Raw genomic sequence first — 16,037 nt, 5'->3', positions numbered from 1 at the left:
AATCACCTCCATGTTCAGTAAATGGCTGGATCCCGCGCTGCTCCTGCTCAGCGCCATGACGCTGCTGGCGGGGGGTGTTGCACACCTTTGGCAAAGACCGGACTGGGCGTCGATGTGCTGGGCCGCAGGAAGCGTGGTGATGGCCTTGGTACTGTTGGTCGAGATCGTCAGGCGTCTGGCCCGGCGCGAGGCCGGTGTAGACATGATCGCGTTGCTGTCGATCACCGCCGCCCTGGCCTTTGCGCAGACACTGGTGGCAGCGGTGATTGCCTTGATGCTCGCAAGCGGACGTACCCTGGAGTTTTTTACCAGCCAACGCGCCGAACGTGAGCTTCGTGCCCTCATCGACCGGGCGCCACGTTTTGCCTGGTTGCAGGAGGCGGGCGGGTTGCGCGAGATCCCCGTAGAACAGATCCAGCCCAATCAAACATTGCTGGTGCGCCTGGGGGAGGTGGTACCGGTCGACGGGCGCCTGCTGAGCCCCACCGCCGAACTGGATGAATCGGCACTCAGCGGCGAATCGTTGCCCGTCACTCGTCGAGAAGGCGAGCAACTGCACAGTGGTGTTTCCAATGTCGGTGCACCCCTCCTGCTGAGCGCCACGCGAACGGCCGCACAGAGCACCTATGCCGGGATCGTTCGGCTGGCCGAGGAGGCGCGACGTTCACGCGCGCCATTCGTGCGCTTGGCCGACCGTTATGCGTTGTTCTTCATCCCGTTGACTTTGCTGATTGCCGCAGCGGCCTGGCAACTGAGTGGCGATCCCTTGCGAGCGCTGGCGGTATTGGTGGTGGCCACGCCGTGTCCGTTGATACTGGCAGTACCGATTTCGATCATGTCAGGTATTTCGAGGGCGGCGCGGCGCGGAATACTGATCAAGGACGGCGCGACCCTGGAGGCGTTGGCCGGTGTCAAACAGGTGTTTCTCGACAAGACCGGAACACTGACCAGCGGCCATGCCCGTCTGCAATCAATCGAGGTCAATGGACTTGCCGACCCCTTGCGTTTGCTTGGCCTGGCCGCTTCGCTGGCGCAGGCCTCGACGCACCCCATCTGCCAGGCCATTGTCGACGCCGCGCGCCAGCGTCAATTGCCTCTGAGCATCCCCCGACAGGTGGATGAGAGTCCGGGCGCCGGCCTTTGCGGGGTGGTCGATGGCAGGCGGGTGCGTTTCGGCACGTTGTCTTTTGCTCATGCCGACGCACCTGCATCCGATTGGGGTGCAGCCATGTTGCGCCATATGGATTACCTGGCGTGCAGTGGAAGCTTTATTGACGTGGATGGAGAACTTGCCGGCCTGCTGGTGTTTTCGGACAACGTGCGTCGAGAAACGCCGCAAACCCTGCGCCGCCTGCGCGCCAGGGGCATAGAGAGGATCGTCATGCTCACTGGCGATCGCCTGGAAACCGCCGAAATGGTTGCGCTGTCCGCCGGGATTGACGAGCTGCGAGCAGGGCTGATCCCCGAGGACAAAGTGCGAGCGGTGCAGGAAGGGTGTTTGCGCGCCAGCACCTTGATGGTCGGCGATGGCATCAATGATGCCCCCGCGTTGGCGGCGGCCAACGTCGGCGTGGCCATGGGGGCCAGTGGTGCCACGGCTTCTGCACAAGCCGCGGGTGTGGTGCTGCTGGTAGACCGTCTCGATCGTCTGGTGGAGGCATTGGACATTGCCCGCCAAACCCGCCACATCGCCCGCCAGGGTGTGCTGGTCGGCATGGGCATGTCGTTGCTGGCCATGGTGGTGGCGGCTTTGGGTTATCTGCCGCCGCTTATCGGTGCCGTTGTGCAAGAGGGCATCGATGTGGCGATCATCATCAACGCCTTGCGTGCATTGGGGCCGCTGCGCGGAGTGCGCCAACAAAGGCTGGCAGCGCAACAGATCGATCACCTGCAGGACGAGCACAAGGCATTGTCTTCAGTACTCAGCGACCTGCATCAACTGGCCATTGATTTTGCCCGGCGTCCATTGGCACAAGCACAGTCGGATTTGCAGGCGCTGGTCAACAAGCTGCAAACAACCCTGGCACGCCATGAACGTGAAGACGAAAACACACTGTATCCGCAACTGACGCAAAGCATGCCAGGCGAGGATCCCATGTCAGCCATGAGCCACGCACACCGGGAGATTTTTCGCCTGATCCATCTGCTGGCGCGCATGAGCCGTGACTTCTGTGCCGCCCCAGAAACGGCATCGGCAGATGAGATTCAGCACCAGTTGATTCGGCTGGATACGCTTGTGCGAATGCATTTTGATCAGGAAGAGGAGCTGTTTCGCTACCTGGATTGGCGCTGAATCAACGTCTGGGCAGGATGCGGATCAACGTGTTGTCACCCACCCAGTAATGATGAATCAACCCGGTCGCCGCGTGCAGTCCGATCAACCAATAACCGGTGCTCCCAAGCAGTTCGTGCCAGTGCTTGAACTGCTTGGCCAATGACGGATCAACTTCTATCGGCGAGGGCAGGAAAAAACCGAAATAGGGCATCGGTTTGCCTTCTGCCGATAGCAGCAGCCAAGCCAATAGGGGTGTGGCGATCATCAGTATGTACAGCATCGTATGCATCAAGTGTGACATGCCGGTTTGCCAGGCGGGCAAAGCCGGTGCGATAGGCGGGCGCGGCGCAAGACGGCGTGCGAGCAGACGAACCCAGACGAGGGCGAAGATGCTCAGGCCGAACAATCCATGCAGCCCCAGAAAAAAACTCCTCAAATGGCCACCGCGTGGCATCAACCCCTTGATTTCGATACAAGCGTATACACCGACAAACAACAGCAGCATTAGCCAGTGCAGGGTGATCGACAGTTGTCCGTAGTGCTGTGGCGTTGAGTGGCGTGTCATGGTGGCCTCGACAGATGGATGCTTCGAAAGAGCCAGTACCCTGCCTGCCAAGCCTTAAGGCAATCTGAAGAAGCAATGGGTCGATCTGTTCAACACAAAGCATCGGTGCGGGCCTCGGCCGCTACTTGACCTCATCGACCTCATAATTCACATAACCGAACTCGTTGCTGCGAGCCGCCATATATTTGCCGTTTTGCTCGAATACCGTGGCCTCGAAGGGTGTGCCGTCAAGTGTTGTCACCAGATGCCCGTCCTTGATTTCATACTTGGCCGGCACGCCAAACTGGCCGTCATGCAGCATGTTCAGGTATTCCCCTTCCGCTGGCGGCTTACCATCGACGCTGGTGATCAGGCGTTGGCCGTCGGTGCCATAGACGATCTCGAACGTCTGGCCAGTGACCGTGTTGCGCACCTTGATGGTCTTGCCCACCACGTAGGCTTGCAACTGCTCGTTGGTGAGTGCCTTGGCACCTTCGGTCTTCAGCTGGTCGATGGTTTTTCCGCCGGCGATAGCCTTGCTGTCCTCAGTCGTCGGCGTGTACCAGATCGGCGAGGTCCACGCGCGTTCCTGGACAGTGGCCGAGACGTCTGCCGGCGGCGGCACTTGTAACTTGGCCGCGTCATAGGTGCTCCAGCGCGGGGTCGGGATCTGTAGCACGCGGGCATAGTAGAACGCGTGCTGGGTCGGATCGAAATCCGGATCGACCCAGACTTTCTTCAGCTCGGTGGCACCAATGGTGTTGGTGTAAGTCGCCTTGGACACATCGACCGTGGAGCCCACCGGCGGGATCTTGCCGGTAGCCTGGTCCGGTTGGCGATCACCTGACCAAGCGACGTCATGGATCTTCTCGAAGGTCTGGCCGTTTTTGGTCCAGCCCTTGATGATCTGGATTCGGTCGAGGTTGCCATCGTCGGCATCCTTGACCGCCCACACCACGAAGGAGGGTGCTTGTTTGCCCGGTTTTGCCGGCAAGTCGCCGCCCATGGGAACGCCCTTGGCGTAAGCGGCATGCACCCAGTCTTTTTCGTTCCACAAACTGCTGTCGAAGCCCCAGCCACCAAACAGGCGCACCGGGATGCGCACGCCGCTGGTGCCGTAGACTTCTTTACGCTTCATGGCATCGAAGATCGATTCACGGGTGTTTTCTTCAGCCCACACGCCGGCTAAACCGGACGTGCTGGTCTGCAAGGCCACCATCCCCGAGTTCTGTTTGCCGGAAATACGCGCTTGCGGGGTGCTGTCGGTGAAACCGTGGGAGCCGAAGTTGTTGTCCTGCGAATAGGGGATCACCCCGTTGTGCGAGTCGCTGGCGCCGACCACCCCCATTTTATAGGGGTTGTAGCCGCGGGCTTCCTCTAAGGCCATGCCGTTTTGCCAGGCTTGCCGGATGTAACTGCCATTGATTTTCGATGTGCTGTTGTCCATGCCAAGCAGGAAACTCATGATTTCATAATTGGCGAATTCGTCGGTCGGCGACAGCTCGGGGTGGGTTTCGGAAGTACCTTTTACCTGGTGGATTTCGGTGAGGGATTCATTGCGCATCCGCGTCTGCGCCCAGGCGGCATCAATGGGGCGACCACGCTCATCGACGTCCACCGGAAACATCAGGCCGTTACTGAGGTTGGCATTGTGCGAGATCGCCAGTACCTCGTTGCCCTTTTTGCGTTGATCGTCCATCCAGGTCCATAAGTCCTCCGGCTTATCCGAGTCCAGCGCCGTAAAGGGCAGGTCCGGCACCTTCTTCGAGTCGCGGAAAAACACATTACGGTGCATATTTTGATTGTTGGGGGCCGAGGTCCATTCATACGCGACAAACGTGGTGAATTGGCCGGGCTTGTTGTACTTGTCAGCGATGGCGATGTTCTGCTGCCAGATGTTGCCCGCCACCTTCGGATCAATCAGCTCCTTGATCGGATGGCTCAAGCTGCCGGCGATCCATTTGAACACCCGGTTGAAATCTTCCGGGGTTTTGACAATCAGCTTTTGCGCGATGGGCAGTTTGCTGAAGTCTGATTTCGGATCGTTGGCCAGGGCGATCACGCCCACATATTCCGAATGATCGGTCACCCCATGGAAATCCAGCGGTCGGCCCTTGAGCTGCACTTCAAACCCCATCGGATGCTTGACCGGCATCCCAAGTGAGAATTGGTAGGCTTGTTCGGGATCGACCTGATGGTTGCCGATCAGGTAGGCATCGATCGACCAGGAACTGTGCGAGTGCGTCTGGCCAAAGTAAACCTCGCGATCCGGGTTGCCCTCTGCCAATGACAGCGTGCTGACGGCAAGTACGGCGCAACCAAACAGTGACTGCGCGGTGAAGTGTGTTGGGAGGGTCATATTCCACGTCTCCGGTATACGACAGTGGCAGGGGGCAACTCAGGACCAGAAGCTTGAGACTCGTTCAAAAAACCAAAAGGCAGCCAGCGTACCCAGCCCATAAGAGGCAATCGGTCGGGCATACAGCCGTGCGGGCGCTGGCAGTCGACAACGCAACAACAGTGCGCGAAGGCTCAATACCAAGGCGACGAACATCAGTTGACCGATTTCGACGCCCACGTTGAAGGTGAACAGCGCCAGCGGCAAGTCGTGCTTCGGCAAGCCGATATCCGCCAGCGCACCGGCGAAACCGAAGCCATGCAACAGGCCAAAACAGAACGCCACGACCCATGGCCATTGAACGGTGAAACTGACTTCACCACGGTTCTTGCGGGCGATTTCCATTGCCAGCAACAGAATGCTCAGCGCAATGGTCGCTTCCACAGGCGGGCCGGGAAGCCGCACCGCACCCAATGCTGCGAGCGCCAGGGTGATGGAGTGGGCGAGGGTAAACGCGGTGATGGTTTTTACGAGCATCCAGCCGTTACTCACTAACAGCAGGAGGCCGAAGACGAACAGCAAGTGATCGAAACCGCCCAGTATGTGTTGGATGCCGTGGACCAAAAACGCTCCGGCCACCGAGTGCGCTCCCGGCGTGGCAGCGATCTCTATCCAGGGTTGTGTGGGATGGACGAGGGTGGTCGTCAGGCTGCCGTCCAGGCGCGAGACACGCACCAGCACATCCGTGATGCTCGCTTGCAGGCCGATGAATTCAATACGTTGCCCTGCCACTTCTGCAGGGCCGGCATCAATGACCCGGCGCTCGATCAGTGAATCGTTCAGTTCGCTTTCCATGGGTTCAACGACGGTGCGCATACCTTCGGCAAACCGGAGCGCAATGGGCAATCGCATGCCTGAAAGCACCGGCGTACGCCACAGTACGTCGTAGCGCCCGACGGCCGTTTCGTTGAGTTCCAGGTATGCGGGGCGCGACTCGTGGGCCATGGCCGTCAGCCCCGTGAACCAGAGCAGCAACAGCAGCCAGGCTGTGCGCCTCATCACGGCCGCTCCGTTTGTGTGGCGACAATCGCACCCGTGGAAGCCGGCATGGTCACCACGACCTCATAGCGCGCTTTCAGCGCATCGAAACTCGCTCGTTTCGATGCGCTGCGTTGTTCGGACAACCAATCGGACGTGACCTGCTGGGCTACGGTTTCGAAGGGCAATGCCGGTGGTCTGGCCAGCGCATCTATCCATACCAGATGCCAGCCAAAACCCGACTCTAGAGGCCCCACCCAACGCCCCGGCGTTTGCTTGAACAATGAATTGGCGAACTTTGAACCAAATACTCGCGCCACCTGATCCTGGGATTGTTCGGTGTAGGCGTTTTTAAACATGAACGCATCGCCTTCTCCACTGTTCTTGTCAGTCAGCCTGCTTAACGCGGCCTGAGCCTGGGTCTGCGCATCTGCGCCGCGTTGGTCCAAGCCGAAAAACAAATGATGAAAGGTGGCCAATGGCGGCGGGGCATATTGGACCTGATGTTGGTTGTACCAAGTCTCAAGTTCGCCGGGTGCCGGTTCACGAAGCGACGCTACATCCTCGGCGAGGAAATCCATTTTTTGCGCCAATCTACGGCGAATGATGGTGTCGTCTTTATCCAGGCCAAGTTTCAATGCTTCGCGATAGAGGATTTCCTCTTTCACATATTGATCAATCAGGCCCTGCAACTGTTGCTCCGATGCGGGGCGCTGCCATCGTGCCAACCACGAGATTGCGATGCGCTGAACAACGTCCGGGGTAATTTCAATGCGTTGGGGGTCTTGGTTGACGGTGGAGCGGTGTAACCCTGCGAACAGCATAAAGAGTGCAAAGCCGGCGATTAAAAAGTGCAGTAATGGCTGGCGAAGGCATCGCGTGAATAACGAAAGTCGAGAATCCTTCGCGTCGCTGTCACCTGCATTCATGACTTATTGCCCCACGCTAGAATGGGTTTTTTTCAGCAGAGTGAAGTATTGCTGTTGTATCGGAACTTTCCACCGAAGCTAATCACGATAAGTACTAAGGCTTAGTAGCAATCGGATTAACCACTGCTGTGGCTTCGACGCCAGCTTCTGAATGAAGAGAGTGAGTACGAAAATGCGTCGCGGTGTCATTTTCATAATCTTTGGCAGTCAGTTTTTTTCTTACCGACTGCTGACGGTGCGATCTTTTTCGCCTGGGGCAAATACTTCAATTGCCAGCGGATGAACTACGCTCCAAAAACAACACTGCAGATCGAAGAAACAGTGTGCAAGGTCGATACGACCCGAATGCTGATGGATACCCACTGTCCATTCTGCGGGATCCGGCATCCCTGATCGCCAGCACCCGGTGTACGTTCCGTGAGAATCAAACAGCCGCTGCCAGCTCTCCTGTTACTCACCTTGCTATCGGGTGGCTGCACGACACTCAATGTCCCTCACGAACCCAGTCAGGCGTTGCCTGCGAGAGATTCGGCATTCGGTCGTTCTATTCAGGCCCAGGTAGCCCCCCATCAGGGCCAATCGGGCTTTCGCTTGCTATCCGATAGTGCAGAGGCTTTCACAGCCCGCGCCGAGCTGATCCGTAACGCCCAAAGCAGCCTCGACTTGCAGTATTACATCGTCCACGACGGTATCACTACGCGGATACTGGTGAGCGAGCTGCTCGACGCCGCCGACCGGGGAGTCCGCGTGAGGATTTTGCTCGATGACACGACCAGCGATGACTTGGAACGAATCATTGCGACGCTGGCTGCCCACCCGCAGATTCAGGTCCGCGTGTTCAATCCACTGCATTTGGGCCGCAGCACTGTCGTGACGCGAACAATGGGCCGGCTGTTGAACCTGTCGCAGCAACACCGGCGCATGCACAATAAATTGTGGGTGGTGGACAACAGCGTGGCAATCGTCGGAGGGCGCAATTTGGGGGACGAGTATTTCGATGCCGAGCCCAACAAGAATTTCACCGACATCGACATGCTCAGTGTCGGCCCGGTTGCAGAACAGTTGGGTCATAGTTTTGACCAGTACTGGAACAGTGCCCTGAGCAAGCCGATCGAGCAGTTTCTCTCGACCCGGCCAACAACCAGGGACCTGAAAAATACCCGGACCCGACTGGACGAATCCCTTGAGGAAACGCGTAAACAGAATCCTGCTCTGTACCAGCAGTTGATGACCTACACCACTCACCCGCGCCTGCCTGTCTGGCGCCGCGAGCTGATCTGGGCCTGGAACCAGGCGATGTGGGATGCACCGAGTAAGGTTTTGTCGAAGGGCGAACCAGCCCCGCACTTGCTGTTGACCACCCAGTTGGCACCTGAGCTTAACGGGGTCACCAAGGAGCTGATATTGGTTTCTGCCTACATGGTGCCCGGCCAACCGGGGTTGGTGTACTTGACCCGTCGTGCCGACGCTGGCGTGTCGATCAGCTTGCTGACTAATTCACTGGAAGCCACCGATGTGCCTGCCGCGCACGGTGGCTATGCCCCTTATCGCAAAACCTTGCTCAAGCATGGTGTGCAGTTGTTCGAATTACGCCGCCAGTCCGGCGACAATGGAGACAGCGACAACGGACCACACCTTTTTCACAACGGATCCTCCAATAGTTCCGATTCCAGCCTGCACAGCAAAGCGATGATTTTCGACCAGCAGAAAGCTTTCATTGGTTCGTACAACTTCGATTCGCGCTCATTATTGTGGAACACCGAAGTCGGGGTGTTGGTGGATAACCCGCAACTCGCCGGACGGGTGCGCGAACTGGCCCTGGAAGGCATGGCACCCCCTCTCAGTTATCATGTCCTGCTGGAAAATACACAGCTGGTCTGGGTCACCGAGGATGACGGCAAACAACATACGTTGACCACTGAGCCGGGGGGGTGGTGGCGACGCTTCAGTTCGTGGCTCAGCAGCAATATCGGGCTGGAGAAAATGTTATAGCGAGAAAATACTGGAGGTCACTCCCTTCATTTTACTTTCGTGACCAGGATGAATCATGCGGATGTGGGTAGGTGGCACGGCGCGGCTTATCAGCCAATTGATGATGGCTGCGGGTATCAGCCTCGTCGCAATCGTCACGGGTGTGCAGGCTCAAGTCACACCTCAAACCACTCGAGAGATAAAGGCCTTGCTGGATTTTGTCGAACGCAGTGAGTGTCAGTTTGTGCGCAATGGAAGCGAATACCCAGGTCCCCGCGCTCGGGCGCACCTGGAGAAGAAGCTGGATTACCTCGAAGGCAAGAACATGTTGAACAGTGCAGAAGACTTCATTGATCTTGCAGCCACTAAAAGCAGTATAAGTGGACGCAATTATGAGGTTCGATGTTCGCAAGGTGTAGAACCGGCAAGCATCTGGTTGAAGCGGGAACTACAGAGGCAACGGCAACTTCATTGAGTCGCAAAGGAATGCACAGGATCGCAGGATGGTAAGCAGGACGGCCGTCTGTCGCTTGGTGCGCGTTGGCGCCAGCGGCCTCGCCTTGGCCGAGAAAGTGCCGCACGTCGAGAAAGCGAAGTCAGCCAGACGGCGGTCATCTGATACGGTTTTTTATGTTGGATCTGAGTCTTTTTTTAGCGAGTCGCTGCTCTATAGAGTGCGCGTCCGACGCACTAGTGGACAGTGATCGGCCGCCCACTATTTCAGGCTCTCTGAAGACGGACGACCTCGAGAGTCTTCAGGAACAATCGTGAATACTCGTCCTAGCTCTCACAGCAAGACACTTGCCGAGTCGCAACGTGACATTCTCGGCATGATCGCGACCGACCATCATCTGGGCGACATCCTCTGCGCCATTTGCCAGATGCTCGACGCACAGGCCCCCGAAACCTTCTGCTCTATCCTGCTCACTGATGCCGCGGGCACACACTTGCTGAGCGGCGCGGCGCCCGGCCTGCCGGTCGAGTACAGCGAGGCGATTCATGGAATGGCCATTGGTCCCCGGGAAGGCACCTGCGGCACCGCAGCGTTCCGGCGCGAGTTGGTGGTCACCGAAGACATCGCCCGGGACCCAAACTGGGAGCGTTTCCGCAGCCTGGCGTTGGGGCATAACCTGCGTTCCTGCTGGTCGGTGCCTTTGCTCTCCCATCAGGGCAACGTGTTGGGTACATTTGCCCTGTACCAGAACCGCGTCAATGCGCCGGACGAGGCGCAGATTCAACGACTGGCCTTTGCAGCCCAATTGGCAGTCGTTGCGATCCGCCATGAGCGTGACGGCCAGCGCCTGGAGGCCAGCGAACAACGTTTTCGCTCATTGTTCACCTACAACCCCAACCCGGTGTTCGCCCTCGATCTGGCCGGCAACATCCAGAGTGTGAATCCAGCAGGGCTGAAGCTCAAACCGCAGACCGCAACCGATTTCATTGGCCATCACTTTTCCCATCTGGTGCTCGAAGAAGACCTGCAACGGGTCTCCCAGCATTTTTCCGCAGCCCGCGCCGGAGAACCTCAACGTTTCGAGGCACGGGTATTCGACGAGAGTGAAAAACTGCTGACCCTGGACATCTCTAACCTGCCGATCATGGTCAACGGCGAGATCGTCGGGGTGTTTGGCATAGCCCGGGACATCAGCGAGCAGAAGCATTACGAGCGCCAACTGAGCTTCAACGCCAGCCATGACCGGCTGACCGGTTTGCTTAATCGTGTTTCGCTTGAAGACCGGCTGATTCTGGATTGTCACATCAGTCGTCGGCGCAAGCGTCGTCTGGCGGTAATGTGCATCGATCTGGATGGATTCAAATCCATCAACGATTCGATCGGGCACTACTTCGGCGATCAGGTGCTGATCGAGGTGGTGCAGCGCATGACCCAGCAGGTTCGTCCCGGCGATACCATCGTGCGCATGGGCGGTGATGAATTTATCGTGCTGCTGCCGGACCTGCTTCGTGATGAGGACGTTGTACCGGTGGCCGAGCGCTTGATGGCCTGCATTGCCAGACCCTACTGCATCCAGGGTATTGACCTGCATGTGAGTGCAAGTGTCGGCATCACCCTGAGCGATGGCTACATCGAGCAGCCGATGCAGCTGATCCAGCAGGCTGACATGGCCATGTACAAGGCCAAGCAGCACGGGCGCAACAACTTTCAGTGGTACACCAGCGATCTGAATCAGCGCGTTTGTGAGCATGCGAGCCTGCGCAATGACCTGCAAAAGGCTATCGAAACCCAGTCGTTCAAGCTGCATTATCAACCGCAGATAGACGCGCGCACGGGACGGGTGGTCGGGATCGAAGCGTTACTGCGCTGGGAGCATCCGGAAAAAGGATTTATCTCACCCGCGGTTTTTGTGCCGGTGGCAGAGGACAGTGGTCAGATCATCCCGCTGAGCCTTTGGGTGCTCGATACGGCCTGCGCGCAGCTGCGCCAGCTAAGCGAGCAGGGCATCACGGGCATCTCGATGGCGGTGAATATTTCGCCGATGCATTTTCAGCGTGGCAATTTCGTCCAGTGTGTCCAAGCCGCCCTGGAGAAATATGGTCTGGGGCGTGAGCAGCTGGAGCTGGAGATCACCGAGTCGATTCTGTTGCATAACGCTGAACAGGCGATCGAGACGTTGCACCGGCTCAGGGCGTTGGGGGTGCGCCTTGCGCTGGATGATTTCGGCACCGGTTTTTCCAGCCTCAGCTACCTCAAGCGTTTGCCCATCGACAAGATCAAGATTGACCGTTCGTTTATCCAGGAAATCGCCACCGACCATCACGATGCAGCGATCACCCAAGGCATTATTTCCATGGCCCATCACCTCAGCCTGACGGTGGTCGCCGAAGGCGTGGAAACTGCGTTCCAGGTGGATTTCCTGAAGGGCAGTCGCTGCGATGTTCTTCAGGGGTATCACTTTGCCAAACCGATGCCCTATGCAGAAATCGAAGCTTTCCTGAGCCATTCCGCTTCCCCATCCCCCGACCGGCAGTTCTGTCGGGTCCCAAGCTGAAAATCAGACGCTAAGGCAAATTTTCAGACCCCAGCGCAGAACTCCCTCTCCCCAGGCAAGGCGCTCCCTGCGCCTTTCTCACACACTCGGCTCTAACGCTATCGCGCTGCAAAACAACAAGAGCCGCGAAAAAATGACTAGTTTCCAACCTGCTACCGAAAGCCAGACCGGCCACATCGGCGCCCGCCAGGCCCGGGTCGAGGACGCCGCATTGTTGCGCGGCCTCGGCTGCTATGCCGATGACGCTGCCATTCCTCCGGGAACGCTACACGCGGCGATCATCCGTTCTCCCCACGCTCATGCACGGATCATCTCGGTGGACTTCTCCAAAGCGCTGCTGATGAAAGGCGTGCACGGCGTGCTGGTCGGCGAAGACGTCAAACGCTGGGCGCTGCCTTTCCCGGTAGGTGTACGTCAGCCGATGGAGCACTGGTGCGTCGCCGTCGACAAGGTGCGTTATGTCGGAGAGCCGGTGGCCGTGGTGATCGCTGAGAGCCGCTATCTGGCGGAGGACGCCATCGAAGGTGTGCGCGTTGAATACGAGCGGCTGTCGCCGATCATCGATCCTGAACTGGCCACCGCCGAACAGGCGCCGATCCTGCACGAAGCGGTCGGCAGCAACGTGGTCAACGAACGGCACTTTCGCTATGGCGAGCCGGAACAGGCGTTCGAGCAGGCGCCGCACAAGGTCTCGCTCAAAGTGAAGTTTCCGCGCAGTTCCTGCACACCCATTGAATGCTATGTGGTGCTGGCTCAGTACGAGCGCGCCACTGGCATCTATGACGTGCTGGCCAATTTCCAGGGCCCCTATGCGTTGCACACGGTCATGGCCCGGGCACTGAATGTGCCTGGCAACCGCTTGCGTTTGCGCACACCGAAAGATTCCGGCGGCAGCTTTGGCATCAAGCAAGGCGTGTTCCCTTACGTCGTGATGATGGGCCTGGCGTCACGCAAAGTCGGCGCACCGGTGAAGTGGGTCGAGGACCGTCTGGAACATCTTCAAGGGGCTTCTTCTGCGACCAATCGGGTGACCGAGATTGAAGCGGCGGTAGAAGCCGATGGCCGTATCACCGCGTTGCGTTATGACCAGATCGACGACTGTGGTGCCTACCTGAGAGCGCCTGAACCGGCGACTTTCTACCGTATGCACGGCAACCTCACGGGGGCCTACGCGATCCGCAATTTGCAAGTGCGCAACCGAGTGGTGTTGACCAACAAAACCCCTTCCGGCCTGAACCGTGGTTTCGGTGGCCCGCAGGTGTATTTCGCCCTGGAGCGGCTGCTGCAACACATCGCCGTGCAGTTGCAGCTCGATCCGTTGGATGTGATCCGCCGTAACCTGGTGCCGGCCGATGCCTTCCCTTATCGCGCGGCCGCCGGTGCGTTGCTCGACTCCGGCAATTACCAGGCAGGCATTGCCTTGGCGGCGGCCGACGGAGGACTCGACGAGTTGCTCAAGCGTCGTGATCAGGCCCGTGCCGAAGGCCGAATCTATGGCATTGGTTATGCCGCCGTGATCGAACCCTCGATTTCCAACATGGGCTACATCACTACCGCGATGACACCCGAAGAGCGGCGCAAGGCCGGTCCGAAAAACGGTGCTGTCGCCACCGCAACCATCAACGTCGGCCCATTGGGTGACGTCAGTGTGCACGTGTCCTCGGCACCGCAGGGGCAGGGCCATCAAACCACTGTCGCTCAGGTCGTCGCCGAAGTGCTGGGGGTGGCGCTGGAATCCATCGTGGTCAACGTCGAACTGGATACCCAGAAGGACGCCTGGTCGATTGCCTCGGGCAACTATTCCAGCCGCTTCGCCGGCGCTGTGGCCGGTGCCGTCTACAAGGCCGCGCTGAAGATCCGCGATCGCCTCGCCGCGATTGCCGCCGAGCAATTGCAGGCCAGCCCCGAAGATATTCGTTTCGCCGGTGGCAAGATTTTTGTGGTCAATGGCGGGGCGGTGGCGCCATTCCATCGGATTGCCGGTGCGACCCACTGGTCGCCGGGCCTGCTGCCGGAGGGTGAAAGCGGCGGCCTGCGCGAAACCGCCTTCTGGAGCCCGCCGCAACTGGTGGCGCCGGACGACCAGGATCAGGTCAATAGCTCACTGTGCTACGGCTTTGTCTTCGACATCTGTGGCCTGGAAATCGACCGCATGACCGGCGAGATCCACATCGATCGCTACGTCACCTGCCATGACGCCGGCCGCCTGCTCAACCCGGCACTGGTCGATGGCCAGATTCGTGGTGGCTTCACCCAGGGCCTCGGCGCGGCGCTGATGGAAGAGTTCGCCTATGGCGAGGACGGCAGCTTCCTCTCCGGGACCTTCGCCGATTACCTGGTGCCGACCGCACCGGAAGTGATCGAACCGGTGATCCTGCACATGGAAACGCCATCGCCATTTACCCCATTGGGCGCCAAGGGGGTAGGCGAGGGCAACAATATGAGCACGCCGGTGTGCATCGCCAACGCGGTGGCCGACGCTCTCGGTCGCTCGGACATCCGTCTGCCACTGACGCCATCGAAAGTACGCACGCTCATTGGCATCGACGAACCGCCACGGCCCGCCGGTATGGAAGTCGATGACAACCTCGACGCAGCCGCCGGTGGACCGGCACTGCGGGCCAACGACTCGGTGGTGATTCCTGCCTCGCCGCAACAGGTGTTCGATACCTTGCTCGACCCGCAGACGCTGGCAGCGATCATTCCCGGTTGCCACGACCTCGTGCTCGAAGGCGAAAACCGTTACCGCGCAGACGTCACCGTCGGCGTCGGCATGATCCGCGCGCGCTTCGAGGCCAAGGTTGCCCTGAGTGATCTGGACCCGCCGCATTCGTTGCGTCTGTCGGGATCCGGCAGCAGCTCCATGGGATCGGCCCAAGGCCAGGCCCAGGTGCGTTTCGTTGAACTGGAAAATGGCCACACACGTCTGGAGTACCAATACCAGGTGGCGGTCAGCGGCAAAGTCGCCGCAGTCGGCGGCCGAATGTTGCAAGGGGCCTCGAAAGTGATCATCGGACAAATATTTACTCGCCTGTCGCAACGGGTCAGCGGCCAAGCCATCTCCACCGGTTGGTGGGCGCGGCTGCGTGCCTCGCTCGGCGCGCTGTTTGGCAAGGGAGGTGCGCAATGAAACCGGCGGCTTTCGATTACGTTCGGGCTGACACCCGTCGTCAGGTGGTTGAGTTGCTCGCCGAGTACGGCCAGGAAGCTCGCATCATTGCCGGTGGCCAATCGCTGATGGCAGTGCTGAACATGCGCCTGGCTCAACCCAAGTTGCTGATCGATATCAATCATGTGGCTGACCTGGCCTATATCGAACTGCGCAAGGATTGCCTGGCGGTCGGTGCCGGGGTACGACAGGCGCAGTTGCTGGCGCGTTCGACCCTGATGGACGAGGTGCCTTTATTGGCACTGGCAATGCCCTGGATCGGTCACTTCCAGACGCGTAATCGCGGCACCGTCTGCGGTTCGGTGGCTCACGCCGACCCCAGCGCCGAGTTGCCGCTGTGCCTGGTGACGCTGGGCGGCGAGATCGTCCTGGAGTCGAAAAAAGGCAAGCGCATCGTCAAGGCTGCCGACTTCTTCCAGGGCATTCTCACCACCGACAAGCGTGCGGATGAACTGGTCGTCGAGGTGCGCTTTCCGCTCAAGCGCGAAGGCATCACCTATCGCTTCCGTGAAATCGCCATGCGCCACGGTGACTTCGCCATTGTTTCCCTGGCCGCGGCCATCGGCACGGACCAGGTCGAACTCGGCATCGGCGGGGTCGCCGACCGTCCGCAACGTCGCAGTCTGCCACGTGGTGCGGCGCTGCCCGACGCGCTCAATCAAACCGCCTGGTCGCTCGATGCACAAGACGACGTGCAGGCCAGTGCTGCCTATCGCCGCCAACTGATTCGCGAGCTGGGTCATCAGCTGATCGAAGGAGCCTGAC

General features: G+C 59.1%; 10 protein-coding genes. 6 read left to right on the top strand and 4 right to left on the bottom strand.

Annotated features, from left to right (window positions below):
* Positions 1–10 precede the first annotated feature (10 nt).
* On the top strand, positions 11–2,293 hold the full coding sequence (locus tag PG5_RS27245; protein ID WP_020800303.1) for a heavy metal translocating P-type ATPase: 2,283 nt from the start codon (positions 11–13) through the stop codon (positions 2,291–2,293).
* A gap of 1 nt (position 2,294) precedes the next feature.
* Here the strand turns inward: PG5_RS27245 and PG5_RS27240 are convergent, their stop codons facing one another.
* The 4 genes from PG5_RS27240 to PG5_RS27225 all read right to left on the bottom strand — a co-directional run bounded on the left by PG5_RS27240 (position 2,295) and on the right by PG5_RS27225 (position 7,124).
* Positions 2,295–2,840, bottom strand: a complete 546-nt coding sequence (locus tag PG5_RS27240; RefSeq protein ID WP_020800302.1) for a cytochrome b — start codon at positions 2,838–2,840, stop codon at positions 2,295–2,297.
* Positions 2,841–2,961: 121 nt separating this feature from the next.
* Positions 2,962–5,178, bottom strand: a complete 2,217-nt coding sequence (locus tag PG5_RS27235; RefSeq protein WP_020800301.1) for a DUF3604 domain-containing protein — start codon at positions 5,176–5,178, stop codon at positions 2,962–2,964.
* Between the two features lie 39 nt (positions 5,179–5,217).
* The gene (locus tag PG5_RS27230; protein WP_020800300.1) at positions 5,218–6,216 is read right to left on the bottom strand and encodes a HupE/UreJ family protein; all 999 of its coding nucleotides are present in this window, start codon (positions 6,214–6,216) and stop codon (positions 5,218–5,220) included.
* The gene (locus PG5_RS27225) at positions 6,216–7,124 is read right to left on the bottom strand and encodes a peptidyl-prolyl cis-trans isomerase (RefSeq protein WP_042955790.1); all 909 of its coding nucleotides are present in this window, start codon (positions 7,122–7,124) and stop codon (positions 6,216–6,218) included. Before PG5_RS27225 ends, PG5_RS27230 begins: the two co-directional genes overlap by 1 nt.
* Before the next feature lie 417 nt (positions 7,125–7,541).
* Here PG5_RS27225 and PG5_RS27220 point away from each other — a divergent pair, with 417 nt between their 5' ends.
* The 5 genes from PG5_RS27220 to PG5_RS27200 all read left to right on the top strand — a co-directional run bounded on the left by PG5_RS27220 (position 7,542) and on the right by PG5_RS27200 (position 16,036).
* On the top strand, positions 7,542–9,116 hold the full coding sequence (locus PG5_RS27220; protein ID WP_020800298.1) for a phospholipase D family protein: 1,575 nt from the start codon (positions 7,542–7,544) through the stop codon (positions 9,114–9,116).
* A gap of 55 nt (positions 9,117–9,171) precedes the next feature.
* Entirely contained in the window at positions 9,172–9,570 is a 399-nt protein-coding gene (locus tag PG5_RS27215; RefSeq protein WP_020800297.1) for a DUF5329 domain-containing protein, read from the top strand.
* A 292-nt stretch (positions 9,571–9,862) separates the two neighbouring features.
* Complete coding sequence (locus tag PG5_RS27210) at positions 9,863–12,103, top strand: bifunctional diguanylate cyclase/phosphodiesterase (RefSeq protein ID WP_020800296.1); 2,241 nt, start codon at positions 9,863–9,865, stop codon at positions 12,101–12,103.
* 133 nt (positions 12,104–12,236) lie between these two features.
* Entirely contained in the window at positions 12,237–15,233 is a 2,997-nt protein-coding gene (locus PG5_RS27205) for a molybdopterin cofactor-binding domain-containing protein (protein ID WP_020800295.1), read from the top strand.
* Positions 15,230–16,036, top strand: coding sequence for a xanthine dehydrogenase family protein subunit M (locus tag PG5_RS27200; RefSeq protein WP_020800294.1), 807 nt, complete (start codon positions 15,230–15,232; stop codon positions 16,034–16,036). The genes PG5_RS27205 and PG5_RS27200 overlap by 4 nt, the downstream gene beginning before the upstream one ends.
* Position 16,037: the final 1 nt, after the last annotated feature.

The sequence above is a fragment of the Pseudomonas sp. G5(2012) genome, from assembly GCF_000408945.1.
Taxonomy (GTDB): domain Bacteria; phylum Pseudomonadota; class Gammaproteobacteria; order Pseudomonadales; family Pseudomonadaceae; genus Aquipseudomonas; species Aquipseudomonas umsongensis.
The sequence above is the reverse complement of the archived record's forward strand: the minus strand, read 5'-3'. Positions and strand labels throughout refer to the sequence as shown.

What these genes read in the sequence shown, in the direction of transcription:
- PG5_RS27240 (WP_020800302.1), bottom strand. Translation starts at nt 2,840, where the DNA reads ATGACACGCCACTCAACGCCACAGCACTACGGACAACTGTCGATCACC.
- PG5_RS27235 (WP_020800301.1), bottom strand. Translation starts at nt 5,178, where the DNA reads ATGACCCTCCCAACACACTTCACCGCGCAGTCACTGTTTGGTTGCGCC.
- PG5_RS27215 (WP_020800297.1), top strand. Translation starts at nt 9,172, where the DNA reads ATGCGGATGTGGGTAGGTGGCACGGCGCGGCTTATCAGCCAATTGATG.
- PG5_RS27225 (WP_042955790.1), bottom strand. Translation starts at nt 7,124, where the DNA reads ATGAATGCAGGTGACAGCGACGCGAAGGATTCTCGACTTTCGTTATTC.
- PG5_RS27205 (WP_020800295.1), top strand. Translation starts at nt 12,237, where the DNA reads ATGACTAGTTTCCAACCTGCTACCGAAAGCCAGACCGGCCACATCGGC.
- PG5_RS27230 (WP_020800300.1), bottom strand. Translation starts at nt 6,216, where the DNA reads ATGAGGCGCACAGCCTGGCTGCTGTTGCTGCTCTGGTTCACGGGGCTG.
- PG5_RS27200 (WP_020800294.1), top strand. Translation starts at nt 15,230, where the DNA reads ATGAAACCGGCGGCTTTCGATTACGTTCGGGCTGACACCCGTCGTCAG.
- PG5_RS27245 (WP_020800303.1), top strand. Translation starts at nt 11, where the DNA reads ATGTTCAGTAAATGGCTGGATCCCGCGCTGCTCCTGCTCAGCGCCATG.